We start from the raw sequence: 26,365 nt of genomic DNA, 5'->3' as shown, positions 1-26,365 counted from the left end.
ACGGTCTTGACCAGCTCGTTGACGGTCACCTGCGCGGTGCCGCGCACCACGATCCAGTGCTCGGAGCGGTGGTGATGCTTCTGCAGCGACAGCCGTCCGCCTGGCTTGACGATGATGCGCTTGACCTGGTGGCGGTCGCCATTGTCGACCGACTGGTAGGAGCCCCAGGGACGATGCACCTTGACGTGGCTCTCGGTGACTTCTGGCGCCGTCACCTTCAGTTTGGCGACCAGCCGCTTCAGTCCATTGGCGTCCTGCTGCCGCGACACCAGCACGGCGTCCTGGGTCGCCACCACGACGAGGTCGTCGACGCCTTCGAGCGCCACCAGCGCGCGGTCGGTCGTCACGTTGCAGTTGCGGGAATCCTCGAACACCGCGGCACCGCGCGCCGCATTGCCCTGGCTGTCCTTGTCCGAGAGTTCCCAGACCTGGCGCCATGAGCCGATGTCCGACCAGCCGCACGCCACCGGCACCACTGCCGCATGCGCCGTCTTCTCCATCACGGCATAATCGATCGAGATCGCTTTCGCCGCGGCAAAGGCCGCCGCATCGAGCTTGACGAAGCCGAGGTCGTGCCCGGCCTTCGCAACCGACTCTTCGACCGAGGCAATGCTATCCGCATCGACGTTGCGGTATTCGTCAAGCAGCATGGCGGCGCGGAACATGAAGTTGCCGCTGTTCCAGAGATAGCCGGCATCGATATAACTGGCCGCGGTCGCCGCATCCGGCTTCTCGACGAATTTTGCGACCGCGCGCACCTCACCGGCGACAACCTCGCCCGGATTGATATAGCCATATTCGGTGGCAGGCCGCTCCGGCTTGACGCCGAAGGTCACGATGCGGCCCGCTTCCGCGGCCACCAGTCCTGCGCGGCAGGCGGCCACGAAAGCATCGGTGTCGCGCACCAGATGATCGGCGGCGAGCGCCAGCACGATCGCATCCTGGTCGCGGCTTTGCGCGAACGCCGCACCGGCCGCGATCGCGGGACCTGAATCGCGCCGCATCGGCTCCAGGAGCACATCGGCCTCGCGGCCGATCTCGGCCAGTTGCTCCAGCACCATGAAGCGGTAGGCCTCGTTGGTGATCACGATCGGGCGCTCGAACACCGCCGCGTCCGAAACCCGCAGCAGCGTCTCCTGGAAGGTCGAGCGCGTCCCGAACAGCGACAGGAACTGCTTCGGGTGCACCTCGCGCGAGGCCGGCCACAGCCGCGTGCCGGCGCCGCCGCACATGATAAGGGGGATTATTCGTCGATCCATCGATGCCTCAAGTCCTGTCGTGTCCGCGGCCGACACGGAGCAGTATCACGCGAATCCACGCGTCCAGCCGGATTTTACCGGCATTATAACCCCGGTATGCGGTTGGCTGTCCCCGTTCCGGTCTCTTTAACCGCCCCGTCAAGCCGGTCGCAAGTGCCGACCGTACGGCTATTGCCAGATCGGTGCGGAAACCATACCAAGGCGGCGAATTTGGGCGCGCGAAGCCGTTTTGCGCTGTTTTTGACACATTCTGCAACCTGGCAAGCGCGGGCGAAATGCGCGGGATCCTGCTTTCTATCGTCAAGATACTGATCTCGGCCGCGTTGCTCTATTTGTCGCTGCGCAAGATCAATCTGTATGACCTCGCCGCGCGAATCCAGGTCGGCAGCCTGGGCTGGCTCGCGCTGGCGATCGCGATCACCTTCCTGCAGATCTTTCTCGGCGTGCTGCGCTGGCGGGAGATCAGCGTCGAATGCGGCGCGCCGCTGCAGACCGGGCAGGCGATGCGCTTCAACGTGATCGGCACCTTTTTCAACCAGACGCTGCCATCCTCGATTGGCGGCGACGCGGTGCGGCTGTGGCTCGTCGCGCGTGGCGGCGCAGGCTGGCGCGCGGCGACCTACTCGATCTTCGTCGATCGCGCGATCGGACTTATCGCGCTTGCCGTCCTCATCGCGGCAACCCTGCCGTGGAGCTACCGGTTGATTTCCGATCCCAATGGCAGGTCGGCATTGCTGCTGCTGGATGTCGCCGCGCTCGCGGCCGGGTTCGGTTTCCTGCTGATCGGCGTATTGCCGTGGCCCTGGCTGAAGAGCTGGTGGGCGACGCATCATGTGCACGCCTGTGCCGTGATCGCAAACCGGGTGCTGTTCAGCCGAGACCGCGGGCTGAAGGTGGCGGTGCTGTCCCTGTTGATTCACGTGGTGGCGGTCGTGATCGGCTGGTGCGTGGTGCAGTCGATCACGGCGCCGGTGACGTTCGGCGAGATCTTCCAGCTCCTGCCGCCGGTGATGCTGATCACGATGATGCCGATCTCGATCGCGGGCTGGGGGGTGCGCGAAGCCACCATGGGTCTGGCCTTCGGATATGCCGGATTGATCGCCAATGAAGGCGTCAACGTCTCGCTGCTGTTCGGCGCGGTGTCGTTCGTGGTCGGCGTCTTCGGCGGCCTGGTCTGGATCCTGAGCCCGGAAAAGGCCGCCAAGGGCACCGAGCCGATCGCAGTGCCTGGAGAAGTGTCAGGTTCGGAATAGGCCGTCGACCAGAATGACCAGTTTTGAAATCCTCCTGTCGTTCATAGCAGCTGTTCTGGCCGCATCGGTCTCGGCCGTCGTGATCCAGGCGACGCGGCCGCTGCTGCTTCGCGTGGCGCTGGCGAAGCCGAACGCGCGGTCCTCGCACCAGATACCGACGCCGCAGGGCGCCGGCATCGCGGTGACGGCGGCAACGCTGCTCGCCGGCGGGATCGTCATCACGCTCGCAGGCTCGCCGGACCTGTCGATTCCGTTAGCGGTGTTCGCGGCCTGCCTGTTCATCGCCGTGGTCGGTTTCGCCGATGACATCCGGTCGTTGCCGGTCGTTCCGCGGCTGCTGCTGCAGGCCTTGGCCGTCGCAGCCGTGGTGTTCGCGGCGTCAGGCGATCTCCGGATCGTTCCCGCCTGCCCGCTGTGGCTCGAGCGCGCTCTTCTGCTGGTCGCCGGCCTCTGGTTCGTCAATCTCGTCAACTTCATGGACGGGCTGGACCTGATGACGGTAGCCGAGGCCGTGCCTGTTACAGTTGCGGTCGCCCTGCTCGGCATCTTCGGCCAGGTCCCGGCAGCGACGACGATCATCGCAGCCGCGCTGTGCGGCGCGTTGCTCGGCTTCTCGCCGTTCAACCGGCCGGTCGCAAAGATCTTCCTGGGCGACGTCGGCAGCTTGCCGATCGGCCTCTTGCTCGGCTGGTGCCTGCTGGAGCTCGCGCTGCATCAGCAATTTGCCGCTGCGCTGCTGCTGCCGCTGTATTATCTCACCGACGCGACGGCGACGCTGCTTCGCCGCATGGCGAGACGCGAGCCATTCTGGGCCGCGCATCGTTCGCACTTCTATCAGCGCGCGACCGACAACGGATTTACGGTGTGGCGCGTCGTCAGCGAGGTCTTCGCACTCAATGTTGCGCTGGCGCTGCTCGCGATCGCCTCGGTCGTCCTGAACTCCCTTGCAGCTGATGTCGTCCTGCTGCTGGCCGGCGCGCTTGCGGTCGCTGTGCTGCTGCACAGGTTCTCGCGCCGGCAAACGCCGTGATCCGAGACGACAGATCGGATCAGGATGTTGCCTGATTCAGCGCGAGCCTCAACCCTTCATCGAGGCTGATCGCCGGCCGCCATCCGATGCCGGCGGCCTTCGAGAGATCGAGCTCGAGCGACCCGAGCAGGCTGTCATTGGCTTCCTTGCGACCGCTGGCCTTCAGCAATGTGCTCAGCAGCGGTGTCGGCAACCAGAACAGGCGCGGTGACGTCCGTGCCGCGCGGGCGAGGCGCTCGATGAACTCCCCCGTCGAGACCTGCTCGCTGTCGGCGACCAGAAACACATCGAATGCCCCTGCCGGGTGCGCCAAACGGTAGAGGACGAACGAGGCCAGGTTCTGCGCCGAGAGGAATGCGCGGCGGTTGTCCACATTGGCAAGAGGAAGCGGGACACCGCGCCTCACTGCCTTTTCGAGCAGCGCGAAGTTCCCCTTTGCCCCGGCGCCGTAGATCAGGGGCGGCCGGATGACGGTCGCCCTCATGCCGCTATCCGGCACCAACTCCTTCAAGCCGGTTTCCGCGGCCGCCTTCGACATTCCGTAGAGGCCACGGGGCGTCAGAACATCGTCCTCGCGAAACGGTGGACGCCCGCTATTGCTGCGCCCGTGCACCAGGATCGTGCTGACGAAGATGAAGTCCTTTACGCCGGCCGCGATCGCGCTGCGTGCCAGGTGCAGCGTGCCCTCGATATTGACGTTGCGGTAGAGCTCGATCGCATGCTCTTCGTTCTGGTGATGAACGCGCGCGGCGAGATGAACCACGGCGTCCACGCCGGCGAGCGCGTCGCGCCAGTCGGTCGTCGGCCCGAGTGCGTCGATCACCACGTCGTTGGCATCCCGAGCGGGGGTCCGCACGGCGCGCCGCACCGCCCAGCCGCTGCGGGTAAGCATGGGCACCAAATGGCGACCGACAAAGCCGTTGGCGCCCGTCACCAGGACCGTCGGTTGGCCGTCCTTCATGCCGCCTGCTCCGCATCGCGATTGCACAGCAATTCCCGAACCAGCGCAGCGTAGCTGCCCAAGGCCCGTTCAGGGCTGAAGGTCTGCGCTGCCGCAACCGCGCGCTCGGCCATCGCGGGATCCTGGGCCTGCGACGCCTGCCTGACGGCATCAGCGAGTTGATCGGATCGGCCTGGGGTCACGACCCAGCCAAGTCTGTTTTCCTTCACGGTCAGCGCTGCCTCGGCCTCGGGTTCAGAAACGAGAATCACGGGTCGGCCCGCGGCGAGCAGATTGTAGAACCGGCTCGGAACCGACACGCCGGCAACGTCCTTGCGATAGGGAATAAGCCAGACGTCGGCGCTGGAGAGTAACGCGTCCAGTTCCCCATCCGCAACGCGATCGACCAGCGTGACATTGGCAAGGCTCGCAGCGGCTTGCATATCCTTCAACCGCTCGAAGCCGATGCCCCAGCCCGAGAGCAGGAAATGGATTTCGCTCTCGCCCCGCAACAGCCGCGCCGCCTCGAACACGATGTCCGGATCGTGGGTGAAGCCGAGATTGCCTGATAGCCCGACCACGAAGCGGGCCACGATCGCCTTGCGAAACGGGTTGTCCGGGCTCACGGGACGGATCGCGGGCGTCAGCGTGGTCCAGTTCGGAATGAACCTGATCTTGTCGGGCGTCATTCCACCATAGCGCAGCAACAGCTTCTCGGTGTCGCGTCCGATCACGATGACGGCGTTCAGCGCGTGGAACATCAGCGCATTGATCCCGCGCATCGCCCGCGCGACGAGGGAAGACGGCCGCAGCAGCCCGGACATCACAAGTACGTCGGGAAACAAATCATGCAGGATCAGCGCCGACTTCGCCCGCTTCAGCCGCGCGGCAGTCGCCACCGCGTAAGGAAGCGCGAACGGCGCGGTCACCGTCAGCGCCACGTCGCCGCGCTGCAGCCGCGTCAACAGCGCAAGGAAGATCCGGCCGGTGAACAGGGTCTCGGCCAAGGCACGTTTGATCAGCGCCGCCTTGCCCGGCAGCCAGTTCCTGATCTCGACGACGGTCGGCTGCCCCGGCGCGGGCGCTCGCGCGGAGCCCGGCATGCCGGAGACGACCACAACGTCGGCGTCCTGCGCGATCCGCTCGGCGATCGCCGCCATGATCGCGGCGGTCGTCGAGTGATCCGGCGGATAATGCTGGCTGACGACGACGACTTTGTGGGGTTTGCGCATCAATGGCTTTCGAAACGGTCTCGTCATACCGGCTCGATCAGGCCGCGTTCGATCCGAATTCAGGCACGGCATCCTGCAGGACGGCGCGGATGGTCACACGGTCATCCCTGGCGATTGCCTCCTCCAGCGCTGCCAGCCATTTGCGCAGCGTCGACATTGGCGGCTGATTCGGTTTGGCCGCCATGATACCGGCGACACCGATCTCGATCGTCGGCTCCTGGCTCGCGAACAGGATCTCGTTCAGCCGCTCGCCTGGGCGCATGCCGCTGAACACGACCTCGATATCGACGCCGGGCTGCAGGCCCGACAGGCGGATCATCCGCTCGGCGAGATCGACGATCTTGACCGGCTGTCCCATGTTGAGCACGTAGACCGAGACGTCGGGCCGCGCCGGCGTCATCGCGTGCGTCGCCGCCGTGATCACCAGGTCGCAGGCTTCGCGGATCGTCATGAAGTAGCGGACCATGTCCGGATGCGTGACCGTGATCGGGCCGCCAGCCTCGATCTGGGCCTTGAACTTCGGCACCACCGAGCCGTTGGACGCCAGCACGTTGCCGAACCGCACCGAGATCAGGCGCATATGCGGCTTGCCGGCCGCCTGCGCCATCAGGTCGTGGTCGAGCGCCTGGCAATACATTTCGGCGAAGCGCTTGGTCAGGCCGAGCATCGACACCGGTTCGATCGCCTTGTCGGTCGAGATCATCACCATGGCGGTGGCGCCGGAGGCGAGCGCGGCATCGGCGACGTTGACCGAGCCGAAGATGTTGGTCTTGACGCCTTCGCTCCAGTCGCGCTCCAGGATCGGCACATGCTTGAGCGCGGCGGCATGGAACACGATGTCCGGCTTGAACTCGCTCATCAGCCGCGTGATGCGCTCGCGGTCCCTGATGTCGGCAATCCGGCCCTCGACGTCAGCGCCGGTGTCGCGGGCTGCGAGAGCTTCGGTGACCGCATAGAGCGCCGGCTCCGAATTCTCGATCACCAGCAGGCGGGCCGCGCCGAAGGTCGCAACCCGGTCGCAGATTTCCGCGCCGATCGAGCCGCCGCCGCCGGTCACGATGACGGACTTGCCCTTCACCAGCGTCTCGAGCCGCGCGTAGTCGATCTTCTCGCTCGGGCGCAGCAGCAGGTCCTCGACCGCGACATTGGTCAGCCGCGGCGCATCGCCGCCCTCCAGCGACGGCAGGCGGCTGACCATCACGCCAAGCCGCTTGGCGCGCATCAGCACGCTGTCCGGATGGGCCTCCGGCTCGAACGCCGACGGTGTCATGACCACGCGCTTGATCGGCCGCTGGCGGGTTTCGAAGTCGCGAATCACGGTCTCGATGTCGTCGACCCCGCCGAGCACGGGGATATTGCGGATCTTCTGGCCGCGGTCGGACTGCGATGGCGACAATATGCCGACCGGCCAGAGCCGCTTGATGGCGCCGTTCTCGATGCCGCGCAGCACGACCTCCGCGTCGGCGGTGCGTCCGACGAGCAGCGCGGGCGCGGCGTCGTCGGTGCGGGCGTGATGGCGCGTCCGCGAATAGCGGAAATAACGGTAACCCAGCCGCAACGCGCTCAAGGCGAACACTTCGAGGAAGAAGAACAGGACGATCGTGATGCGGCCGAGGAAGACAAAGCCGTGCGAATTCATTCCGGTGAAGATGAAGACGTAATCCAGCACCACGAGCGCCAGCGTCAGCAGCGCCGCGACCCGCAGGATGTTCAGCGCATCCGGCAGCGACGTGAAGCGCCATTTCGCCGTCGTCAGGTTGAAGAGATAGCAGACCACCACGCTGAACAGGACGAACCAGGGCAGGAGTTGCAGCAGCAGCGGCAGCCGCTCGGTGAGCAGGTTACCCTCGAAGCGCAGATAAAAGCTCCCCAGTAACGCAGCCGCCGTCGCGAATGCGTCATGGGTCAGTATCAGGACGTTGCGCTGAGTGAAGTGTGGCAGGCGCATCATGTGACGAGAGGGTTATCCGCAACTGGGGGTTTCGCGACGAGACATTGCAAGGCAGGTAAGGCTGGCAAGGCTGATAGCGTATCTGCGGTGCGCATGCCAGCGATCATGGGCAGATTGGGCGTTCAGGTTCCCCGGCCTCCGCCGATCGCGCTTTCAGCATCATGCCGCCGGCGACCCCGACGCCCAACACGTACATCCAGCCTTCGTGGAAATCGAAGATGTGCGAGTTAAACAGCGAGGTGAAGATGTTCTGCACCACGACGAGCAGCCCGATCCAGTTGACGAGCCCGTCGCCGCGGAACAGCAGGAGATGCAGGATCCACATCGCGTACAGCACGGCGACGCCGACAATACCCCACTGCACCGCGACGTTCAGCGTCTGATTGTGCGGATTGCCGATCACCTCGCTCGAGGCGAGGTTCTTGACGGGCGTCGCGGCGCGCTCGAACAGGCCACGCGTCGCTCCGGTGCCGTGGCCGACCACCGGCGCCTCAGCAAAGAAGCCGAGCGACTTTCGCCAGAACTCGAGCCGGAGCCCGATCGAGGTCGGAGCGTTGCGCTCCTTGTAGATCTCATAGTCGCGGGTGAACGTCTCGACGGTCCATCGCAGTTGCGGCGAAGAATACCAGGCCACGACGACGAGCGCGGCCGTTGCGCACAGGATCAGCACGATGCTGCGCCAGCGCAGATGGAACAGCGCGACCGCCGCGAACATGATCGGGACGGTGACCAGCGCTGTCCGCGACACTATCACGAAGGCCATGTTGGCGAACAAGCCCAGCGCAATCGCGATCAGCAGTGCGGACAGCGCAATCCGTCTTTGCCGCAGCAGCGTGCCGATCGGATAGGCGAGAGCGACCGCGCACAGCGCGAATTCCTGGCTCTGATCGATGTAGTTCTTGACGAAGATGCCGCGCTCGGCGGCCTCCGGATGTTTCAGCACGAGCCCGGGATTCAGCAACACCAGCCAGGACATCAGCATCAGCAGCGTACAGGAGACCAGGAAGGCCGCGAACACCCACATCCCGCGCGTCGAACGCTGAAAGTGATAAAACAGGACCGGCAGCACCAGCAGCTTCGCCGTCGGCCCGACCGCGTACAATCTGGCACCCCAGGCGGCGTCCGACCACAGCGTGCCGGCGAGTGCCAGCATGAACAGCGCGATCGGCGCCACGCAGACCGGCTGCTTCAGCAACGCCCAATACGCCTTCAGGTCGAGCGTCGGCGCCACCGCGATCAGCAGCACCACGCCAAAGATGCCGACCAGCGAGGTCGACCAAGGCAGCGACAGCGCGAGCAGGACTGCGACCACGTCGGCACTCGTCTGCCAGCACGCCGGATTGCGCCAGGCCGGCAACGCCGGGGCTGCCGCCGAGGTGGTCATGCTCGCGCTCACGCCTTGCCTCCGCGGGCGCGATCGACCAGCAACGTCGTGCTGTGGCCGGGCAGGATGTCGACCAGCACGACCTCGCCGCCGTCAGCTTCGACGATCTCATATCCGACGACCTGCTCGCGGGTGTAGTCGCCGCCCTTGACCAGCACGCTCGGCCGCACCTGGGTGATCAGATCGATCGGGGTGTCCTCCTCGAAGATCGCGACCAGATCGACGGCTTCGAGCGCTGCCAGCACCTCGGCGCGGGCGCGTTCGTCCTGCACCGGACGCCCCTCGCCTTTCAGCCGCTTCACCGAGGCGTCGCTGTTGAGGCCGACGACGAGGCGGTCGCAGGCGCGGCGTGCCGCCGTCAGCACCTTGACGTGACCGGGATGCAGGATATCGAAGCAGCCATTGGTGAAGCCAATGCGCAGATCCTGCGCCCGCCAATCCGCCAGATGCGCGTCGATGTCGCCGCCGGCCGCGACGATCTTGTCTTCGGCGGCGAGCGAGGCATGCGGCAGAATCTTTCGCCGCAGTTCATCCGGCGTCACAATTGCGGTGCCGGTCTTGCCGACCGCGACCGCGGCCGCGGCGCTTGCCATCCGCAACGCGCTTTCCCAGTCGGCACCACCGGCCAACGCCAGCGCCAGCATCGCAGCCACGGTGTCGCCGGCGCCCGAGACGTCACGCACCTTGACCGGCAGCGCCGGAACATGAACCGCCTCGCCCGCACGCGTCACCAGCGTCATGCCGTGCTCGCCCTGCGTCACCAGCATCGCCTCGCAATCCGCGAGGACCATCGCGTCCGGCGCGGCCAGCGCGATGCTCTCATGGCTATCGGCGCGGCTGCGGGTCGCCTCGGCAAACTCCTTGCGATTCGGCGTCAGCACGGTGGCGCCGCGGTAGATCGCGAGATTGGCGCTCTTCGGGTCGACGATCACGCGCTTGCCGGCCTTGCGCGCGGCATCGATCACGTTGCGGATCACCCGCGCGGTCAGCACGCCCTTGGCGTAGTCGGACAGCAGCACGATGTCGGCGCGCGCAAGCTGCGGCAGGATCGCATCGATCAGCTGCTGCTCGATGTCAGGCGCTGCCGGAGCGGCAAGCTCCCAATCGGAGCGCAGCATGTGGGTGGAGAAATGCTCGGAAACGAAACGCACCTTGCGCGTGGTGGGGCGGGCGGGATCACGCACCAGCACGCTCTCGATGCCGGCCTCGTTGGCCAGCGCCGCGGTCAACGTCGCGCCGGCGGCATCCTCGCCGATCAGGCCGACGAAGATGCAGCGCCCGCCAAGCGAAGCGATGTTGCGCGCGACGTTGCCGGCGCCGCCGATATTGGTCTCGCTGCGCCGGACCGCGATCACCGGCGCCGGCGCTTCCGGCGAGATCCGCGACACGTCGCCGTAGACGAACTCGTCGAGCATGAGGTCGCCGACGCAGAGCACGGTCTGGCCGGAGATCGCATGCGAGAGGGCTTCAAAATCGAACATCGGTGTCTCAGCGATAGCAATCGGTGCGGTTGAGGAAACCCTTCACATAGGCGTCGACCGCGTCTTCCAGCGCAGTGAAGCCGCCGTTGTATCCTGCGCGGGCGAGACGATCGACCTCGCTCTGGGTGAAATATTGGTAACTGCCGCGAATCTGCTCGGGCATGTCGACATACTGGATATTCGGCGGCATGCCGAGCGCACCGTAGGTCGCGACGATCAGGTCCTTGAAGCTGCGCGCCTTGCCGGTTCCGACATTGAACAGCCCCGAGACCTGCGGCGCCGCGAGCAGCCACATCATCACCCGCACGACGTCGTCGACATAGATGAAGTCGCGGCGCTGGTCGCCGTCGGCAATCCCGTCGCGATGCGACTTGAACAATTGCACGGCGCGGCCTTGTTTGATGTCGTCGAAGCGGCGCGCCAGCACACTCATCATCGTGCCCTTGTGATATTCATTGGGGCCGAACACGTTGAAGAACTTCAATCCGGCCCATTGCGGCGGCAGTCGTTCGCCCTTTGCCGCGCGCTCCGCGACGGCGAGATCGAACAGATTCTTGCTCCAGCCGTAGAGGTTCATCGGCCGCAGCCGCTTCAGCGCCGCGACCGACCCATCGTCGGCAAACCCCTGCTCGCCGTCGCCATAGGTCGCCGCCGACGAGGCGTAGATCAACGGCGTGGTGTTGGCCGTGCACCAGTCGAGCAGCCGCAGCGGGGTCTTGAAATTGGCCTCCATGACGAGATCGCCGTCGGTCGCTGTTGTCGACGAGATCGCACCGAGGTGGATGATGGCGTCCAGCCGGCGGCCTCGCAGCCACTCCATGAGTTCCGCCGGAGGCACAAAATCGGCGAGCTGGCGCTTGGCCAGGTTCCGCCATTTGCCGTCGTGCCCAAGGATATCGCAGACCGCGACGTCGCTGTGGCCGGCGTCGTTCAACGCGGCCACGACGTTCGATCCGATAAAACCGGCACCCCCGGTTACCAGAAACATACCGAAATCCTGCCCAAACCCACTGTGGCCGCCAGCTTTGCCCCACTCCCGCGCCACAGGCAACGGCGCTTTACCTCCCGACGCGGACCAGATACCGACGTGGCCGCAATTGACCCCATCCGGCGCGCTTTTAGATATGAATGAAGATTCAATATTAGGGATCGAGACCGAGGATGCGGCGGATGGCCGCCCGATCCTGGTCGTCCCCTATATGTGGATCGGCGATTTCGTTCGCGGCCACACCGTGGTCCGGGTGTTGAACCAGCGCTGGCCAAACCGACCTGTTGACCTGCTGGTGACCTCGCAATGTGCGCCCCTGGTCGATTACATGCCGGGTGTCCGCTCCGGCATCGTCTGGGACCTGCCGCGCGGCCGGCTTGCGGTGGCCCGGCAACGGACGCTGGCGGCGCAGCTGCGCTCCCGCGGCTACGGAACCGCCCTGGTGCTGCCGCGCACCTGGAAGGCCGCCATCGCGCCTGCGCTGGCCGGCATCCCGGAACGGGTGGGTTTCTTCGGCGAAGCGCGGTTCGGACTTATCAACAGGATGCGCTGGGGCGAGAAGGCCCTGCCGCGCTTCATCGACAAGAATGCCGCGCTGGCGCTGCCCGTTGGCGCCAAGCTCCCGCCGGAATGGCCGGTGCCGCAGCTCCGGGTCTCCGCCGACGAGGTCATCAGCTGGCGCCAGGCCAACGGCCTCGGCACGGGTCCGGCGATCGCGCTCGGGCCGGGATCGGTCGGCGTCTCGAAGCGCTGGACCTATTATCCGGAAGCCGCGCACCTGTTCGCCGAACGCGGTTTCGACGTCTGGGTGGTCGGCGGCCCCGGCGAAAAGGCGCTCGCCCAGGAGATCACAGCCACAGGCGGCACGCGCGTCCGCGACCTCACCGGCACCGATCTGCGCAACGGCGTGCTGGCGATGGCGGCGGCGAGTGTCGCCGTCACCAACGATTCCGGGCTGATGCACATCGCGGCGGCGATCGGCACGCCGACCATGGGCATCTTCGGCCCGACCGACCCCTATCTCTGGGCCCCGCTCAACGGCCTCGCCGCGACGGTGCGGCAGACCAAGTCCAAGCTGTCGTGCCAGCCCTGCCAACGCACAATTTGCACGATGAACGACCACCGCTGCATGCGCGACATTGCCGCCGAAGAGGTCGTCGACATTGCGCAGCGGGTGCTGGCTCAGATCAGCGTGCGATAGACCGCGGCGATTGCGTTCGCTTCCGCATCGAGGCTGAACTTGTCCACAACGCGCGCTCGCGCCCGCGCGCCGATCGCGGCCGCAGAAGTCGGATCGCGCATCAACGGCTCCAGCGCCGCCACCAGCGCATCGACGTCGCCGGGCGGCGTCAGCACGCCGGTGACGCCGTCATTGACGACGAATTCGGCCGCACCCGCGCGCGACGCCACCAGCGCCGCGCCGGCCGACATCGCCTCAATCAAGGTCAGGCCAAAGCCTTCGTTGCGCGACGTGAAGGCATAGATCGTCAGCCGCTGGTACCAGCGCACGACGTCCTCGATCGGCAGCTCGCCGGTGATGATGATGCGTGATTGCAGCCCTGCGGCCTCGATGCGCCGTTTCAGGTCATTGGCAAACGCCTGCTGCTCCGGCACCACGGCACCGACGATGACAGCGGTGAAATCGGGATAGCGCGGCAGCAATCGGCACATCGCATCGACGAACACGTCGCTGCCCTTCTGCGCGCGCACTCGGCCGAAACATCCGATCGCATAGCGCCCCGGCAATCCGCTCTCGGCAAAGGTCGCGGCACGATCGGCCGGCGGCGCGTAGCTGATAGTGTCGACGCCATGCATCACCACCGTGGCCTCGCGCTTCAGATAGGAGGCCGATAGCGGGCTGGTCGCGATAACCGCGTCCATCTTGCCGATCAGCCAGCGCGTCAGCCAGGTGTGATGGCGCTGCGCCGCCGAGGTGAACAGCAATTTCAGCGGCCAGCCGAGGGCGCGCAGCATGAGCCCTGCGATCATCTCGTCGTTGCGCCGCGCGTGCCAGATCACAGGCCGCGCGCGGCGCCATAGCCGCATCAGACCGGTTGGTCCGAGCGCGGCGATGCCGTCGGGCCGATGCGAGCCGAGCCAGGCGGCACGGAACATCCTTGCGAGCTTCGGCGCGACCATGCGGTTGGTCGCGGTGACGCCCGAATAGCGTCTGTGCAGATTCGGCACGATCAGCTGCAACTCACCGGCAGATGTGTTCTCGATCGGCACGCAGATCTCCGTTTCGTGCCAGTTCCTATACGCAACATTAAGCATAGTGGCCAGTTCGGCCGCGACGAAACCCACTCTTCACCGCGCTCCCGCTAGCATTACCGCCAAACGAGATCGGGAGAGTTGCATCCATGACCGTGCTTGTGACCGGCGGCGCCGGCTATATCGGAAGTCACATGGTTCATGCGCTGGTCGATGCCGGCGAGAGCGTCGTCGTGATCGACAATCTGTCCACAGGCTTCTCCGCCTTCCTGCCCGAGGGCGTGCCGCTGTTCATCGGTGATGCCGGCGACGAGAACCTGGTCGAGGGCGTGATCGCCCAGCACGGAATCGAGAGCATCATCCATTTTGCGGGCTCCGTCGTGGTCCCGGACTCGATGCGCGATCCGCTCGGCTATTACCGCAACAACACCATGACGACGCGCAGCTTGCTCAACGCGGCGGTGAAGGGCGGCGTCAGCCGCTTCATCTTCTCCTCGACCGCAGCGGTTTATGGCAACCCGGACCAGGTGCCGGTGCCCGAGATCGCGCCGACGCGGCCGCTGTCGCCCTACGGCTCATCGAAGCTGATGACCGAGATCATGCTGCATGATGTCGCCTCCGCGCATGGCATGAGCTATGTCGTGCTGCGCTATTTCAACGTCGCCGGCGCCGATCCGAAAGGACGCGTCGGGCTCGCCACCCTCGGCGCCACGCATCTGCTGAAGATCGCGGTCGAGGCGGCGACCGGCCAGCGCGCCAAGGTCGACGTGTTCGGCACCGATTATCCGACGCCGGACGGCAGCTGTGTCAGGGACTTCATCCATGTCAGCGATCTCGCCGAGGCGCATCGTTCGGCACTGTCGTATTTGCGCGCCGGCGGCCAGTCGATAACATTGAACTGCGGCTATGGGCGCGGCTATTCGGTGCTGGAGACGATCGAGGCGGTGCGCCGGGTCTCGATGCGCAATTTCGCGGTCGCCTACGCCGCGCGCCGGCCCGGCGACATCACGGCCATGGTCGCCGACACCGGCCGGCTGCGTTCGGCTCTGGACTGGACGCCGCGCTATGACGATCTCGAGACCATCGCGAGCCACGCGCTGGCCTGGGAGGAGAAGCTGTTCCGGGAGCGCGGCGGCCTCCCGCAGCAGGCAGAATCGGCCTAAAAATCAAGCCGTTATTGGGCTTGAAAAAGCCCCGCCAAGCGGGCAAGGAGTCTCCGAACTTGACGGCAAGCAGCGCTTGCCGTCAATGGAACGCGGATGGCTCAATCTCCTAAGAAAATTACCGACGATCCTTATGGCGCGGCGGTCCTGATTCGCCGCCTGGTCATGGAACAGGGGGTCGCCTTCTGGCGCCGCTATCTCGTCGCGTTTGTGCTGATGGGGATCGCGGCGGGCGCGACCGCGGGCTCGGCCTATATCCTCGGCCAGGTGATCAACCAGGCCTATATCGACAAGAACGTCGTCGGCATCGCGGTGCTGTCGGGCGTCACCGTCCTGTTGCTGTTCATCAAGGGCGTGGCGACCTACGGCCACACCGTGATCCTCAACAAGATCTCCAACGCCATCCTCGCCAACAACCAGCGGCAGCTGTTTGCCAAGCTGATGAGCGAGAGCATCGGCTTCTTCTCGGCGCGTCACTCCTCCGAATTCCTGGCGCGGATGACTGCCGGCGCCAAATCGATCACCGATGTGCTGAGCATGCTGGTCAACGCGGTCGGGCGCGACTTGATGATGCTGATCAGCCTGGTCGGCGTGATGGTGTTTCAGGATCCGATCCTGTCGCTGATCGGCCTCGTGGTGGTGCCGCCGGCGATGCTGATGCTGCGCAAGCTGGTAAAGCGGATCAAGGGGCTCGCCTACAATCAGTTCACCGGCACCGCCGACATCATGGAGACGATGCAGGAATCGCTGCAGGGCATCCGCACCGTCAAGGCGTTCACGCTGGAAGAGACCATGCAGCGGCGCATCGACGAGAATATCGCCGCCGTCGAGCAGAATGCCAACAAGATGGCCCGCGTTGCCAACCGCGCTAATCCGCTGATGGAGACCCTCGGCGGCTTCGCGGTGGCCGGCTGCCTGCTCTATGGCGGCTACAGCGTGGTCGCGCTCGGTGCGACGCCGGGCCAGTTCTTTTCCTTCATGACCGCCTTCCTGCTGGCGACCGAACCGGCCAAGCGGCTGTCCCGGCTCAACATCGACCTCAACAGCCAGCTGGTCGGCGCGCGGATGCTGCTCGAGGTCGTCGACAGCCCGGCAACCGAACACGCCGATAACGACAAGCCGGCGCTGAAACTGACCGACGCGCGGATCGAGCTGCGCGACGTCAGCTTCGCCTATCGGCCCAGTGAGCCGGTGCTGAACCGCATGAGCTTCATGGCCGAGCCCGGCAAGGTCACCGCGCTGGTCGGCCCCTCCGGCGGCGGCAAGTCGACGGTGCTGGCCCTGTTGCTCCGCTTCTACGAGGCGACCCAGGGCGAGATCCTGATCGACGGGCAGTCGATCTCGGCGGTGTCGCGCAAATCGCTGCGCCGGCAGACCGCCTATGTCGGCCAGGACGTCTATCTGTTCCGCGACAGCATCCGCAACAACATCGCTTTCGGCACGGAAGGCGCGACCGACGAGCAGATCGTCGATGCGGCGAAGGCCGCCTGCGCCCACGACTTCATCACGAGCTTTCCGCTCGGCTACGACACGCCGGTCGGCGAGCACGGCACCCAGCTCTCCGGCGGGCAGCGCCAGCGCATCGCAGTCGCCCGCGCGCTGATCAAGAACGCCCCGGTCATCCTGCTCGACGAGGCCACCGCCGCGCTCGATTCCGAATCCGAGAAGCAGGTGCAGGAAGCGATCGAGCATCTCTGCCAGAACCGCACCACGATCGTGATCGCGCACCGCCTGCACACCATCATGCATGCCGACGCGATCCTGGTGGTCGAGGGCGGCGAGATCGTCGAGCGTGGCCGGCACGAGGAGCTGCTGCGTCGCGGCGGCCGCTACGCCTCGTTCTTCCGCCTGCAGCATCACCATGACGTGTCGCCGCCGGCGCTGGCGCCGATCAGCGCGACCGGTTAAATCCAGTTCATCACCTCACGAGCAGCGAGACCCTCTCATGAACGCCGCCTCCACCGTCATCCCGCTCCCGCCCCAGCCCTCGCTCCCCGTCGTCGGCGAGTCCGGCGTCTATCCGGTGCGCCGCATCTGGTGCGTCGGCCGCAACTATCTCGAGCATATCCGCGAGATGGGCAATGACGAGCGCGCGCCGCCGTTCTTCTTCGCCAAGCATGCCGACATGCTGGTCGCAGACGGCACCACCATTCCCTACCCGCCACTGACCAAGGACCTGCATCACGAGGTCGAGCTCGTCGTCGCGCTAAAGAGCGGCGGCCTGAACATCCCTGCCGACAAGGCGCTCGAACATGTCTACGGCTATGCGGTCGGCATCGACCTGACCCGCCGCGACCTGCAGATCGCCTCGCGCAAGAAGGAGCGTCCGTGGGAAGTCGGCAAGTCGTTCGATTATTCCGCGCCCTGCTCCGCGGTCCAGCCGGCCTCGAAGATCGGTCATCCGACCGCGGGCAAGATCTGGCTCACGGTCAACGGCAAGGAAGCCCAGAAGGGCGACTTGACCGAGCTGATCTGGAACGTACCTGAGATCATCTGGCAGCTCTCCCAGCAGGTGAAGCTCGCCGCCGGCGACATCATCATGACGGGCACGCCGGCCGGCGTGTCGCAGTTGCAGCCCGGCGACAAGCTGGAATGCGGCGTCGACGGCGTCGGCACGCTGAAGGTGTCGATCGGCAAGCCGGAATAGGCTGATCAACACGGATGAGACCAAGCCCCGGACATCGCGTCCGGGGCTTTTTGTTATGGAGTTCGTCCGTCGCTGATCCGGCTCGCCGACACTCCAGCGGCCTCGTCAGCGCATCGTCCCGGGCATGCAGGGCGGCATCGTATATGGCGCGGTGGCGTACGATCCGACGTTCGGAGCGCGCACACAATCGACGTCGGTCTTGGCCGTTGTCGTGGCCTGGGTGGCCCGCGACGCGACCTTGCGGGCGGCAGAGGCCTCGGTGGTGTATGCGGCAGCCGCGACCAGGGCAGCCGCCACGAAGATGAATTTGGTCATGGTTCTCTCCACACGTTGGTTGAAGCCAGGCAAGCCCGGCTCCTGAAACCAAGTGCGGTGAATGCCCGGAATTATTTCATCATCTGCGATCACCAAAGCGCGAGCGGCTTGTCGACGCACAATCCGGGAATATCAAAGCTCTCACGCGAATAGGTCCATCAGAGGCGCACTCATGCGCCGTGAAACCTTCACGGAGGCTTCGATGATCAATCTCGAACGGAATCTTGGACGATTTGGCCTGGTTGCAATTCGCTCGGCGGCATTGGCAGCCGCGATCCTCGCACAAACGACGATCCAGGCGCCGAGCGCATATGCATCAAACGAAATGACGACCCGGCCGTGGTCGGCACCGGTCGGCCATCGCCAGCCGCATGCCGCCGATCTTCCCGCATCGGTATCCGCGTCTCAGCAGATCATCGATCAGGAGGACGCGAACATCGATCGAAAGATCAGAGGCATTTGCCGAGGTTGCTGAGGAATTCCTACCAGGCGTATCTCACAACCCCCTTGCCGGCGTAGGATGAGGTGACGTTGGAGAACTCGCCTTCGAAGGTGGCCCCGGCCGACCAGCCGTTCACCCACTTCATCTCGATCGATGCCGTGGTCAGCGCAGAGTCGGCGGCCTGCGCTGCGCCGTTGAGCACGAAGCTCGCACCGGGCAGCGCCTGGAAGGTCGCCGCGATCGACCGGTCCGGGTCGTAATCATGCGCCCAGGCGAAGCGGCTGCGCAGGGTGAGCACGCCGTTCGCCACGGCAAAGGACTTGTCGGTGCGGATGCCCAGTTCGCTGCGGGCATCGGTCACGCTCTTCGCACCATAGGCGAGCGCGAAGGCCGGTGAGCCGACCACCGCCTGCTCGGCATAGCCAGGCAGATCGAACGTCGTGAACTGGCCCGCGGCGTAGGGCGTGATGCCGAGGCCGCCGAATGTCGGAACAACGAAGCGATAGCCGCCCTCGACGCGGCCGGAATACGCGTTCGCGTTGAACTCGGCACGGAGCTGGTCGATGCCGGCAATCGTGACGGTGCGGTTGGTGGTGATGTCCTGCCAACCATTGGCCAGCGCTGCCGAGATATAGGCCGCGCCCTCGGTGTGGCGAACATAGGCGCCGGCCTGGAACAGGTCGGATCGACCCGAGCCCATCCCGTTGACGCTGAAATTGGTGCCGCCGCCCGCGAGCGCAAAGCCGGCAATGGTGTTGGGCGAGAACAGATAGTCGGCGCCGACGGCGGTGCCTGAAATGCTGCTCGTGGTGCTGTTCGATCCCACCGCCGCATTGCCGTCGGTGGACTGCGAACCGCCGAAGCCTGACGCCCACACGCTCCAGCGCTGCACGAAGGCAGCCGGCGGCGCCTTGGTGAACATCGCATAGGCATCGCGCTTGCCGGCCGCGTAACCCAGCGCTTCATCGGCATAACCGGTCGTATCAGGTGTCGGATCGGCGGAGCCGGTCCGGTTCGTGAAGGGATCGGTCATCACCCCCAAGAACTGGCCCATGGCATTGAAGGTGGTCTGCTGCGAGCCCGCGCCCAATTCACCCGAGGCCTGGCTCAGCGCGCTGCCGAGGTTGCTGCCGGTGAGGCCGAACAGCGTCACGAAAGCCGGCGGCAGCGTTCCGCCGTTGTTGAAGGTACCATCGATCGCGGCGGCCACGTTTTGCTGATTGGCATTGAGGGTCGTCGACCGGCCAAGCTGCGCCGTCAGATTCAGGACCACGTCGGTGCTGCTGTAGCTCAGGCTCGCGGCAAAGTTCGGCAGCGCCGCCACTCCGTCGAACGTGGTGCCGCTGAGACCAGCCGCATGCAGGATGTCGTACGACTTCGAGGCAGACGCCCCCGGCGCGAACGCCGCCTCGACGATGCCGGCAAGGAACGCATTGCCGCTGATGTCGGCGTGCGTGGAGCCTCCAGAGGTCAACTGCACGCCGTAACCAGCGCCAGGCGCCAGCGACAGATCGCCGGCGACGGTCATCGCGCCGCCCGGCACGCCCCATGCCGGTGCGAATGTGCCTCCGCTCATCACCGCCAACGAACCGACCGTGCCGGTGCCGGTCAGCGCGGCGCCGGGCCCAACGACTGTCAGCGCGGAATTCGCAATCGAGCCGTTGACGGTCAGGGTCCCGCCGCTGACTAACGTCATCCCCGTATAGGCGTTCGTGCCGGAGAGCGTCTCGCTCTCTGACATCAGCGCGAACCCGCCGCTGCCGGCGATCGTGCCGCCGAACTGACCGCTTGCGGCCGACAGCGCCAGGGCGTTGGAGCCGAGCCAGACAAATCCATTGGCATCGCCCGACAGCGACTTGATCGTGGCCATCGCATTCGCGTTCGAAACATCGAACAATCCGCCCGCCGACACCGTGACCCCGCTCGACGTGGCGATAGTGCCGGGACCGACCAGCGCAAGATAGGAGCCCGCACCTGAAATCGACGTTGGCCCTGTGTAGGTGTTGGTCCCGCTCAGCGTCGCCGAGCCTCCGGCTTCCACCGACACGCCACCGGAACCCGAGATCACGCCGGCCAGGCCGAGCGGCACCGAGCTGGAGTCGATCGCGAGCGTCTGCGTCGTGGAAATGTTCGCGGCGGTGACAAAGTTCGGGGAGTATCCGACCTGCTGGCCGGCCAGATCGAACAACACCGAATTCGCCTCGAAGAAGCCGATGCCCAGGTAATTCTCTGAAGGCGTCGAGTTTGCGAGATTGAAGGGAGACGGCAGGCCGGTGGCGGAGGCGATATTGAACGTCTGCTGGGTGCCGCCGGCTTGCGCGGAGATCGTCAGCTGGGGATTTGGGAAATTCGACAGGCTGCCGGCAAATTGCAGCTTGAAGTCGGTCCATCCCGAATCCAGCGAGACCGATCGCGTGAACTGCTCGCTGGCGCCGCTCGAGCCGGAACTCAGGGTAAAATTGAACGGCACGAATTTGTCGATACCAGGCACATTCGAATTCGGAAACGGCGTCGTCGCGCTGCTCGGAGCCGCATTGACGGTGTTCATCGGCAGGAACTGCGCGAGCAGCGCCGGCGTGAGACCCAGCGTGACGCAAGGGTTGCAGCTCGTCACGGATTGCGGAACGCTCTGGACAGATTGCTGCGCTGTTGTCGCCGGACCACCGGGAATGCTGGTCCCCAGCAGCGAATTCAGCGCAGCCAGACTCTGGCCGTTCGCCGAGACGACATAGCCCGCCGTGGTGTTTGCCACGACGGCTTGCCCGAAGACGCTGCCGAGACCGACATTCGTGCCCGACAGGGTGAAGGCCTGCGCGTCGGCACCGAAAGCACCGACCGCTGCGGTCCCGAACGGCTGCGCGACCGAGGTCTTGCCATTGAGCGTCGCGTACGAGGCGACGTTGTAATTGCCCGACGTGCCCAGCGAGATTCCGCCGGACGTCGCTCCCGGCGTGGCGTAGAATTGAAGCGACTGAGCCGTCACCTGATAGACGTTGCCGGCGAACGTGTTGGTGCCCCCGTAAGTATCGATGTTGCCTGACGCCAGGACGGGTGACGTCGTGCCGGCGAAAACACTGCTTGGGGCCAGGAAGACCGCGGAGCCCGTATCGAAGGCGTAGGGTTGCGCCACCCCTCCGTTGACGCCGACATTGATCGTCAGAATGAGAACGGGGTTGGAGAGCTTGCCGCCAAAATTGTGGCCGGTATTGACCGCATAATTGAGCGGAATCTCCACCGACTGCGCCAATGCAAATGTCGAGGACAGGCCGACGCTCACCCCGAGCGCCGCATACGCAACGATACAAACGCGTTTCATCACTTTCCTCAGCCGGCAACACAACCGCCCGGCGCATGTCCGTCCGATCCGGCGAACCGAGGAGCATCGTCCAGGCAACGAGAGCCTTACCATGCCGTTCGCAGGTCCGATGTGCCGAGCGTCTCACGCGCGCTGCAATTCTGGCCGCCGCTTCGATCAAGCGGGTGCTGCCGCCGTGCGGCGATAGGGGACGTAGCGGGGTGTCCACATCCTGGCGAGGATACGCTGCTCGATCTGGTCGATCGGAACATCGCTGACGAGCCTTTCCTTGTGCGCCTGGAGCGCCACCGCAAGCGCAACGGTCAGCGCGACCTCGCGCAGCGCGCTGACCGGAGGCAGCAGATTGTGCTTCGGGTTGTTGCGCGCCGGCGAGGAACTCGCGAGCGCCTTCGCCGCGGCCATGAACATCCCGTCGCTGATGCGGCCGGCGCCGACCGCCAGCGCGCCGAGACCGACGCCCGGGAAGATGTAGGAGTTGTTGGTCTGGTCGACCTTGAACCTGACGCCGTCGCGCACGATCGGCGGGAACGGGCTGCCGACGCCGATCAGCGCCCGTCCCTCGGTCCAGGCCTCGATGTCCGCGGGCGTCGCCTCCTCGCGCGAGGTCGGATTCGACAGCGGAAAGATCACTGGCCGTTTGTTGCACTCGGCCATCGCGCGGACGATCGGCTCAGAAAACGCGCCGGCTTGGCCGGACACGCCGATCAGCACCGTCGGCCGGGCATTGCGCACGACGTCGAGCAGCCCGATCTTGTCGGGATGACCAAGCTTCCAGTCGGCGAGCGCCTGCTTGTTCTGGAGGAAGGGGACCTGGAACGGAGCCAACCCGGTCATTCCCTCGACCAGGAGCCCGTCACGGTCGACCATAAAGAAGCGTGTCGCCGCCTCGCTCTCCGACAGCCCGGCATCGCGCATGGCGGCGCGGATCAGGCCGGCGATGCCGCAGCCAGCCGAGCCTGCGCCGAGCACGGCTACGCGCTGCTCGGTGAGCGGCACGCCCGTGACATTGATGGCGGAAAGCAAGGCGCCGGTCGCCACCGCCGCGGTGCCCTGGACGTCGTCATTGAAGGTCAGGAGCCGGTCGCGATAACGCTCGAGCATCCGCGTCGCGTTGTTCTTTGCGAAATCCTCCCATTGCAGCAGGACGCGCGGCCAGCGCTTCACCACCGCCGAGACAAAGGCCTCGATGAAGTCGTCATATGCCTGGCCGCGGACGCGCTCGTTGCGCCAGCCGATATAGAGCGGATCGGCCAGGCAGTCGGGATTGTCGGTGCCGACATCGAGCAGGATCGGCAGTGTCGTCGCGGGATGCAGGCCGCCGCAGCCGGTATAGAGCGAGAGCTTGCCGATCGGGATGCCCATGCCGCCGGCACCCTGGTCGCCGAGCCCAAGAATCCGCTCGCCGTCGGTCACCACGATCGCCTCGACCTTGTCGAAACGCGGCTGCGCCAGAATGCGATCGATCCGGGCCTTGTGCGGGATACTGAGGAACAGCCCGCGCGGTTTTCGAAACAGGCGGCTGAACTGCTGGCAGCCGGCACCGACGGTCGGCGTGTAGACGATCGGCAGCAGCTCTTCTAGGTTTCCGACGAGGAGAGCGTAGAACAGCGTCTCGTTGGTATCCTGCAGCTCGCGCAGGACGGCATATCGTTCGATATCGGTCTCATAGCCGCGCAGCGCCTGCAGGCGGCGTGAGACCTGCTCGTCGAGCGTCGCGACGTTGGGCGGCAGCAGCCCGTGCAGGTCGAACGCATCGCGCTCGGCCTCGGAGAACGCCGTGCCCTTGTTGAACTGCGGATCGGCCAGCAACTCATATCCGCTCAACGCGGTTGTCGCGAAAGCTCCTGGCGTGTCGGACATGACGATTTCCTTTCAGTGCAGAATGCCGTGCGGAATCCTATCGCCTCGGCGCAAGGGATCGGATGCGCTGTGCTCCGCAAATTCTTACAAGCCGCCAGCAGCCAAGTCGACTGTTGCACGGTCTCGGTAAACTCAGCGTGACAGCGAGGTAACTGGGTTTTCCGCTTGTCGCACACGTTGCGATTTCCACTCCTTGAACTCGCGACTGGCGGGATGGACCTCGTAGAAACTTGCCGAACACCTTGAAGCGTATCAGCAGGGCGCGAGCTCAATCTTGTATAATTTTGCGCCCCTTGGCACTGAGTTGCCCGACGGCGCAAGGCCTCTCGACAAAAATATTTCTCTTTATCCGAAGTGCAACTCAGTGTGTGAATCTCCCGTCCCACCCGATTGAGGGGCGAGCGCACGTCACGAACGCGCGGTGGGATGCGGTGGACGCCGATGTCACGACTGACGAGCGTGTCAGAGGCGGACGGTGAAATCGCGTGGTCCCGACGCCCCAGTGGCAGGCAAAAGTTCGCGAGAGGCTAACGCATCTTGCGGATGACGGTGACAAACAAGCCCGGTCTTCGCCGGGGAGAGCACGTATAAGCCGTAACCCATCGCGCAGGGAAAGCCGGGTTGTTTCCGGTTATACCCGTGGTCCTACCCCGGTGCTTTTTGTTGCACGGGGCCCATGGGTGCAATCGGCACCCGGCTTTCCCTGCGCCCTCTATTTGAGGAGGGCGAAACGAAGAGCAAAACTCGGGCAAATCATGCCGCTCATGCCGCGAGAACGGGAAGCTGCGTCCCCATCCACAGATGTCATCGCCCGGCCTGTGCGCAATTGCGCACATGGACCGGGCGACCCAGTACGCCGCGGCGCATCGACTCAATCACTGGCGTCTCTGGAATACTGGATGACCTGCATTCGCAGGTGATGACACCGTCAATGGGACGGCAGCTTCAATGCCTGGCGTCAACGAGCAATCACGCCCGCAGCGCCTGCAGGCCCTTGAAGGTCAGGCGCTTGGGGTCGCGCACGCCGGCGAGATAGAGCTTGCGGATGAAGGCGATAACGGCGTCACGGTCGCAATCGGTCAGCGCAACAACGGCGTCGACCGCAATCCTCTGGGCTTCCATGGGACCAAGTCCTCCGCTGCAGCCTCGAACCCGGAAGCCTATACGCCGCCGGTTAATCCGGCGTTAACCCTTCGCCCCAAGATCCCCTCAAGGATCGCCGATTCACCCCCCGATGCGTATACGCGAAACAACGCATTGGCTCGATCGACGCACCGGCAGGACCGGCCGCCGCAGCAAAAAGCCCCGGACGATGCCGGGGCTTCTCACTTGATCGATCGCGATGACTACAGATCAGTAGCGGTAGTGATCCGACTTGTACGGGCCTTCCTGCTTGACGCCGATATAGTCGGCCTGGTCCTTGCGCAGTTCGGTCAGCTTGGCGCCGAGCTTGGCGAGATGCAGCCGGGCGACCTTCTCGTCGAGCGATTTCGGCAGCACGTAGACTTCCTTCTTGTACTTGCCGTCCTTGTTGTTGGCCCAGAGCTCGATCTGCGCCAGCGTCTGGTTGGTGAACGACGCCGACATCACGAAGGACGGATGGCCCATCGCGTTGCCGAGGTTCACCAGACGGCCTTCCGACAGCATGATGATGCGATGCTTGTCGGGGAATTCGATCTCGTCGACCTGCGGCTTGATGTTGTTCCACTTCAGATTACGCAGCGCCGAGATCTGGATCTCGTTGTCGAAGTGGCCGATGTTGCAGACGATGGCGCGGTCCTTCATCGCGCGCATGTGCTCGATGGTGATGATGTCCTTGTTGCCGGTGGCGGTGACGAAGATGTCGGCGCGGGGCGCCGCCTCTTCCATGGTCACGACCTCATAGCCTTCCATCATCGCCTGCAAGGCGCAGATCGGATCGACCTCGGAGACCATGACACGGCAGCCGGCCTGGCGCAGCGAGGCGGCCGAGCCTTTGCCGACGTCGCCGAAGCCCGCGACCATCGCGAGCTTGCCCGACATCATCACGTCGGTGCCGCGGCGGATGCCGTCGACCAGCGATTCACGGCAGCCATAGAGATTGTCGAATTTCGACTTGGTGACGCTGTCGTTGACGTTGATAGCCGGCCACAGCAGCGTTCCGGCCTTCTGCATGTCATAGAGACGATGCACGCCCGTGGTGGTCTCTTCGGAAACGCCCTTGATGCTCTTGGCGATCTCGGCGAAGTAGCCCTTCGGCTTTTCCTTGAGCTGCTTCTTCAAAAGCGCGAAGAAGACCTCCTCTTCTTCCGAACCCGGCTTGTCCAGGAACTGGGTGTCGCCGTTCTCGGCGCGCAGACCGAGATGGACGTACATGGTGGCATCGCCACCGTCGTCGAGAATCATGTTCGGGTGACCGCCGCCATGCCAGTCGAACAGTTTTGCGGTGTAGTCCCAATATTCGGCGAGCGTCTCGCCCTTCACCGCGAACACCGGGATGCCGGCGGCGGCGATCGCGGCGGCCGCGTGGTCCTGGGTCGAATAGATGTTGCAGGAGACCCAGCGGATGTCGGCGCCGAGGGCTGCCAGCGTCTCGATCAGGACCGCGGTCTGGATCGTCATGTGCAGCGAGCCCGCGATGCGCGCGCCCTTGAGCGACTGCTTCGGGCCATACTCCTCGCGGGTGGCCATCAGGCCCGGCATCTCGGTCTCAGCCAGCGAGATTTCCTTGCGGCCGAAATCGGCGAGCGCAATGTCCTTGACGATGTAGTCGGTGAAGCCGGGCTTCGTGGGGGCGTTCATGTCTGTTTCCTAATCGATGAATCCAACGTGTCAGCAACAAAGCAAGCGGAACGCTTTGCGGCACGATTTTCTCCCTCTCCCCGTCCTTACGGGGAGAGGGTTGGGGTGAGGG

20 protein-coding genes are annotated in these 26,365 nt (G+C 65.0%); 7 read left to right on the top strand and 13 right to left on the bottom strand.

All coding sequences use genetic code 11. The annotated features are described in order from the left end of the window. On the bottom strand, nt 1–1,259 hold a 1,259-nt coding region (locus UP09_RS04795; protein ID WP_044536917.1), incomplete at its 3' end, for a mannose-1-phosphate guanylyltransferase/mannose-6-phosphate isomerase. Between the two features lie 275 nt (nt 1,260–1,534). Between UP09_RS04795 and UP09_RS04790 the strand changes: the two genes are divergently transcribed. Both UP09_RS04790 and UP09_RS04785 read left to right on the top strand, forming a co-directional pair. Further along, complete coding sequence (locus UP09_RS04790) at nt 1,535–2,512, top strand: lysylphosphatidylglycerol synthase transmembrane domain-containing protein (RefSeq protein WP_044536914.1); 978 nt, start codon at nt 1,535–1,537, stop codon at nt 2,510–2,512. 13 nt (nt 2,513–2,525) lie between these two features. Beyond that, complete coding sequence (locus tag UP09_RS04785; protein WP_044536913.1) at nt 2,526–3,542, top strand: MraY family glycosyltransferase; 1,017 nt, start codon at nt 2,526–2,528, stop codon at nt 3,540–3,542. A 19-nt stretch (nt 3,543–3,561) separates the two neighbouring features. On the opposite strand, the gene UP09_RS04780 is transcribed toward UP09_RS04785, so the two are convergent. From UP09_RS04780 to rfaD, 6 genes are all read right to left on the bottom strand, one after another. Then, nucleotides 3,562–4,503: an NAD-dependent epimerase/dehydratase family protein gene (locus UP09_RS04780; protein WP_044536912.1), complete on the bottom strand. Its 942-nt coding sequence runs from the start codon at nt 4,501–4,503 to the stop codon at nt 3,562–3,564. Next, nucleotides 4,500–5,714: a glycosyltransferase family 4 protein gene (locus UP09_RS04775; RefSeq protein ID WP_044536911.1), complete on the bottom strand. Its 1,215-nt coding sequence runs from the start codon at nt 5,712–5,714 to the stop codon at nt 4,500–4,502. The genes UP09_RS04780 and UP09_RS04775 overlap by 4 nt, the downstream gene beginning before the upstream one ends. A gap of 37 nt (nt 5,715–5,751) precedes the next feature. Next, nucleotides 5,752–7,665: a polysaccharide biosynthesis protein gene (locus UP09_RS04770; RefSeq protein WP_044536910.1), complete on the bottom strand. Its 1,914-nt coding sequence runs from the start codon at nt 7,663–7,665 to the stop codon at nt 5,752–5,754. Nucleotides 7,666–7,768: 103 nt separating this feature from the next. Further along, a complete protein-coding gene (locus UP09_RS04765; protein WP_044536909.1) occupies nt 7,769–9,049 on the bottom strand; it encodes an O-antigen ligase family protein in 1,281 nt (426 codons plus the stop codon). An 8-nt stretch (nt 9,050–9,057) separates the two neighbouring features. Further along, nucleotides 9,058–10,530: a D-glycero-beta-D-manno-heptose-7-phosphate kinase gene (gene rfaE1, locus UP09_RS04760; protein WP_044536908.1), complete on the bottom strand. Its 1,473-nt coding sequence runs from the start codon at nt 10,528–10,530 to the stop codon at nt 9,058–9,060. Nucleotides 10,531–10,537: 7 nt separating this feature from the next. After that, the gene (rfaD, locus tag UP09_RS04755; RefSeq protein ID WP_044536906.1) at nt 10,538–11,518 is read right to left on the bottom strand and encodes an ADP-glyceromanno-heptose 6-epimerase; all 981 of its coding nucleotides are present in this window, start codon (nt 11,516–11,518) and stop codon (nt 10,538–10,540) included. 136 nt (nt 11,519–11,654) lie between these two features. Here rfaD and waaF point away from each other — a divergent pair, with 136 nt between their 5' ends. Further along, nucleotides 11,655–12,719, top strand: coding sequence for a lipopolysaccharide heptosyltransferase II (gene waaF, locus UP09_RS04750; protein WP_044536905.1), 1,065 nt, complete (start codon nt 11,655–11,657; stop codon nt 12,717–12,719). On the opposite strand, the gene UP09_RS04745 is transcribed toward waaF, so the two are convergent. Beyond that, nucleotides 12,701–13,792 (bottom strand): glycosyltransferase family 4 protein, encoded by a 1,092-nt coding sequence (locus UP09_RS04745; protein WP_082069969.1) that lies wholly within the window; start codon nt 13,790–13,792, stop codon nt 12,701–12,703. The genes waaF and UP09_RS04745 overlap by 19 nt on opposite strands. Nucleotides 13,793–13,878: 86 nt before the next feature. Here UP09_RS04745 and galE point away from each other — a divergent pair, with 86 nt between their 5' ends. The 3 genes from galE to UP09_RS04730 all read left to right on the top strand — a co-directional run bounded on the left by galE (nt 13,879) and on the right by UP09_RS04730 (nt 17,539). Further along, a complete protein-coding gene (galE, locus tag UP09_RS04740; protein ID WP_044536903.1) occupies nt 13,879–14,892 on the top strand; it encodes a UDP-glucose 4-epimerase GalE in 1,014 nt (337 codons plus the stop codon). A gap of 96 nt (nt 14,893–14,988) precedes the next feature. Further along, on the top strand, nt 14,989–16,800 hold the full coding sequence (locus UP09_RS04735; RefSeq protein WP_044536902.1) for an ABC transporter ATP-binding protein: 1,812 nt from the start codon (nt 14,989–14,991) through the stop codon (nt 16,798–16,800). A 37-nt stretch (nt 16,801–16,837) separates the two neighbouring features. After that, nucleotides 16,838–17,539 (top strand): fumarylacetoacetate hydrolase family protein, encoded by a 702-nt coding sequence (locus tag UP09_RS04730; RefSeq protein ID WP_044536901.1) that lies wholly within the window; start codon nt 16,838–16,840, stop codon nt 17,537–17,539. 105 nt (nt 17,540–17,644) lie between these two features. On the opposite strand, the gene UP09_RS04725 is transcribed toward UP09_RS04730, so the two are convergent. Next, nucleotides 17,645–17,854 carry a hypothetical protein gene (locus UP09_RS04725; protein ID WP_044536900.1) on the bottom strand — a complete coding sequence of 70 codons (210 nt, stop codon included), beginning with the start codon at nt 17,852–17,854 and terminating at the stop codon, nt 17,645–17,647. 202 nt (nt 17,855–18,056) lie between these two features. Here UP09_RS04725 and UP09_RS04720 point away from each other — a divergent pair, with 202 nt between their 5' ends. Further along, the gene (locus UP09_RS04720) at nt 18,057–18,329 is read left to right on the top strand and encodes a hypothetical protein (protein WP_245301752.1); all 273 of its coding nucleotides are present in this window, start codon (nt 18,057–18,059) and stop codon (nt 18,327–18,329) included. 7 nt (nt 18,330–18,336) lie between these two features. Here the strand turns inward: UP09_RS04720 and UP09_RS36745 are convergent, their stop codons facing one another. From UP09_RS36745 to ahcY, 4 genes are all read right to left on the bottom strand, one after another. Then, nucleotides 18,337–21,612: an autotransporter family protein gene (locus tag UP09_RS36745; protein WP_052832957.1), complete on the bottom strand. Its 3,276-nt coding sequence runs from the start codon at nt 21,610–21,612 to the stop codon at nt 18,337–18,339. A gap of 156 nt (nt 21,613–21,768) precedes the next feature. Beyond that, on the bottom strand, nt 21,769–23,472 hold the full coding sequence (locus UP09_RS04710; protein WP_044536899.1) for an NAD-dependent malic enzyme: 1,704 nt from the start codon (nt 23,470–23,472) through the stop codon (nt 21,769–21,771). A 969-nt stretch (nt 23,473–24,441) separates the two neighbouring features. Then, nucleotides 24,442–24,594 (bottom strand): hypothetical protein, encoded by a 153-nt coding sequence (locus tag UP09_RS38040; RefSeq protein WP_197082603.1) that lies wholly within the window; start codon nt 24,592–24,594, stop codon nt 24,442–24,444. A 231-nt stretch (nt 24,595–24,825) separates the two neighbouring features. Continuing rightward, a complete protein-coding gene (gene ahcY / locus UP09_RS04705; RefSeq protein WP_044536898.1) occupies nt 24,826–26,253 on the bottom strand; it encodes an adenosylhomocysteinase in 1,428 nt (475 codons plus the stop codon). Nucleotides 26,254–26,365: the final 112 nt, after the last annotated feature.

This window comes from Bradyrhizobium sp. LTSP885, assembly GCF_000938305.1.
Lineage (GTDB): Bacteria > Pseudomonadota > Alphaproteobacteria > Rhizobiales > Xanthobacteraceae > Bradyrhizobium.
Note: the sequence above shows the minus strand (reverse complement) of the source record. Positions and strands in the feature narration are given on the sequence as shown.

Excerpts from the sequence above, each read along its gene's own strand:
- ahcY (WP_044536898.1), bottom strand. The coding sequence starts at position 26,253 with ATGAACGCCCCCACGAAGCCCGGCTTCACCGACTACATCGTCAAGGAC.
- UP09_RS04710 (WP_044536899.1), bottom strand. The coding sequence starts at position 23,472 with ATGTCCGACACGCCAGGAGCTTTCGCGACAACCGCGTTGAGCGGATAT.
- waaF (WP_044536905.1), top strand. The coding sequence starts at position 11,655 with ATGAATGAAGATTCAATATTAGGGATCGAGACCGAGGATGCGGCGGAT.
- UP09_RS04745 (WP_082069969.1), bottom strand. The coding sequence starts at position 13,792 with ATGCTTAATGTTGCGTATAGGAACTGGCACGAAACGGAGATCTGCGTG.
- rfaD (WP_044536906.1), bottom strand. The coding sequence starts at position 11,518 with ATGTTTCTGGTAACCGGGGGTGCCGGTTTTATCGGATCGAACGTCGTG.
- UP09_RS04790 (WP_044536914.1), top strand. The coding sequence starts at position 1,535 with ATGCGCGGGATCCTGCTTTCTATCGTCAAGATACTGATCTCGGCCGCG.
- UP09_RS04720 (WP_245301752.1), top strand. The coding sequence starts at position 18,057 with ATGATCAATCTCGAACGGAATCTTGGACGATTTGGCCTGGTTGCAATT.
- UP09_RS04775 (WP_044536911.1), bottom strand. The coding sequence starts at position 5,714 with ATGCGCAAACCCCACAAAGTCGTCGTCGTCAGCCAGCATTATCCGCCG.
- UP09_RS04765 (WP_044536909.1), bottom strand. The coding sequence starts at position 9,049 with ATGACCACCTCGGCGGCAGCCCCGGCGTTGCCGGCCTGGCGCAATCCG.
- UP09_RS04730 (WP_044536901.1), top strand. The coding sequence starts at position 16,838 with ATGAACGCCGCCTCCACCGTCATCCCGCTCCCGCCCCAGCCCTCGCTC.
- UP09_RS36745 (WP_052832957.1), bottom strand. The coding sequence starts at position 21,612 with ATGAAACGCGTTTGTATCGTTGCGTATGCGGCGCTCGGGGTGAGCGTC.
- UP09_RS04770 (WP_044536910.1), bottom strand. The coding sequence starts at position 7,665 with ATGATGCGCCTGCCACACTTCACTCAGCGCAACGTCCTGATACTGACC.
- UP09_RS38040 (WP_197082603.1), bottom strand. The coding sequence starts at position 24,594 with ATGGAAGCCCAGAGGATTGCGGTCGACGCCGTTGTTGCGCTGACCGAT.
- UP09_RS04785 (WP_044536913.1), top strand. The coding sequence starts at position 2,526 with ATGACCAGTTTTGAAATCCTCCTGTCGTTCATAGCAGCTGTTCTGGCC.
- UP09_RS04735 (WP_044536902.1), top strand. The coding sequence starts at position 14,989 with ATGGCTCAATCTCCTAAGAAAATTACCGACGATCCTTATGGCGCGGCG.
- galE (WP_044536903.1), top strand. The coding sequence starts at position 13,879 with ATGACCGTGCTTGTGACCGGCGGCGCCGGCTATATCGGAAGTCACATG.
- UP09_RS04725 (WP_044536900.1), bottom strand. The coding sequence starts at position 17,854 with ATGACCAAATTCATCTTCGTGGCGGCTGCCCTGGTCGCGGCTGCCGCA.
- UP09_RS04780 (WP_044536912.1), bottom strand. The coding sequence starts at position 4,503 with ATGAAGGACGGCCAACCGACGGTCCTGGTGACGGGCGCCAACGGCTTT.
- rfaE1 (WP_044536908.1), bottom strand. The coding sequence starts at position 10,530 with ATGTTCGATTTTGAAGCCCTCTCGCATGCGATCTCCGGCCAGACCGTG.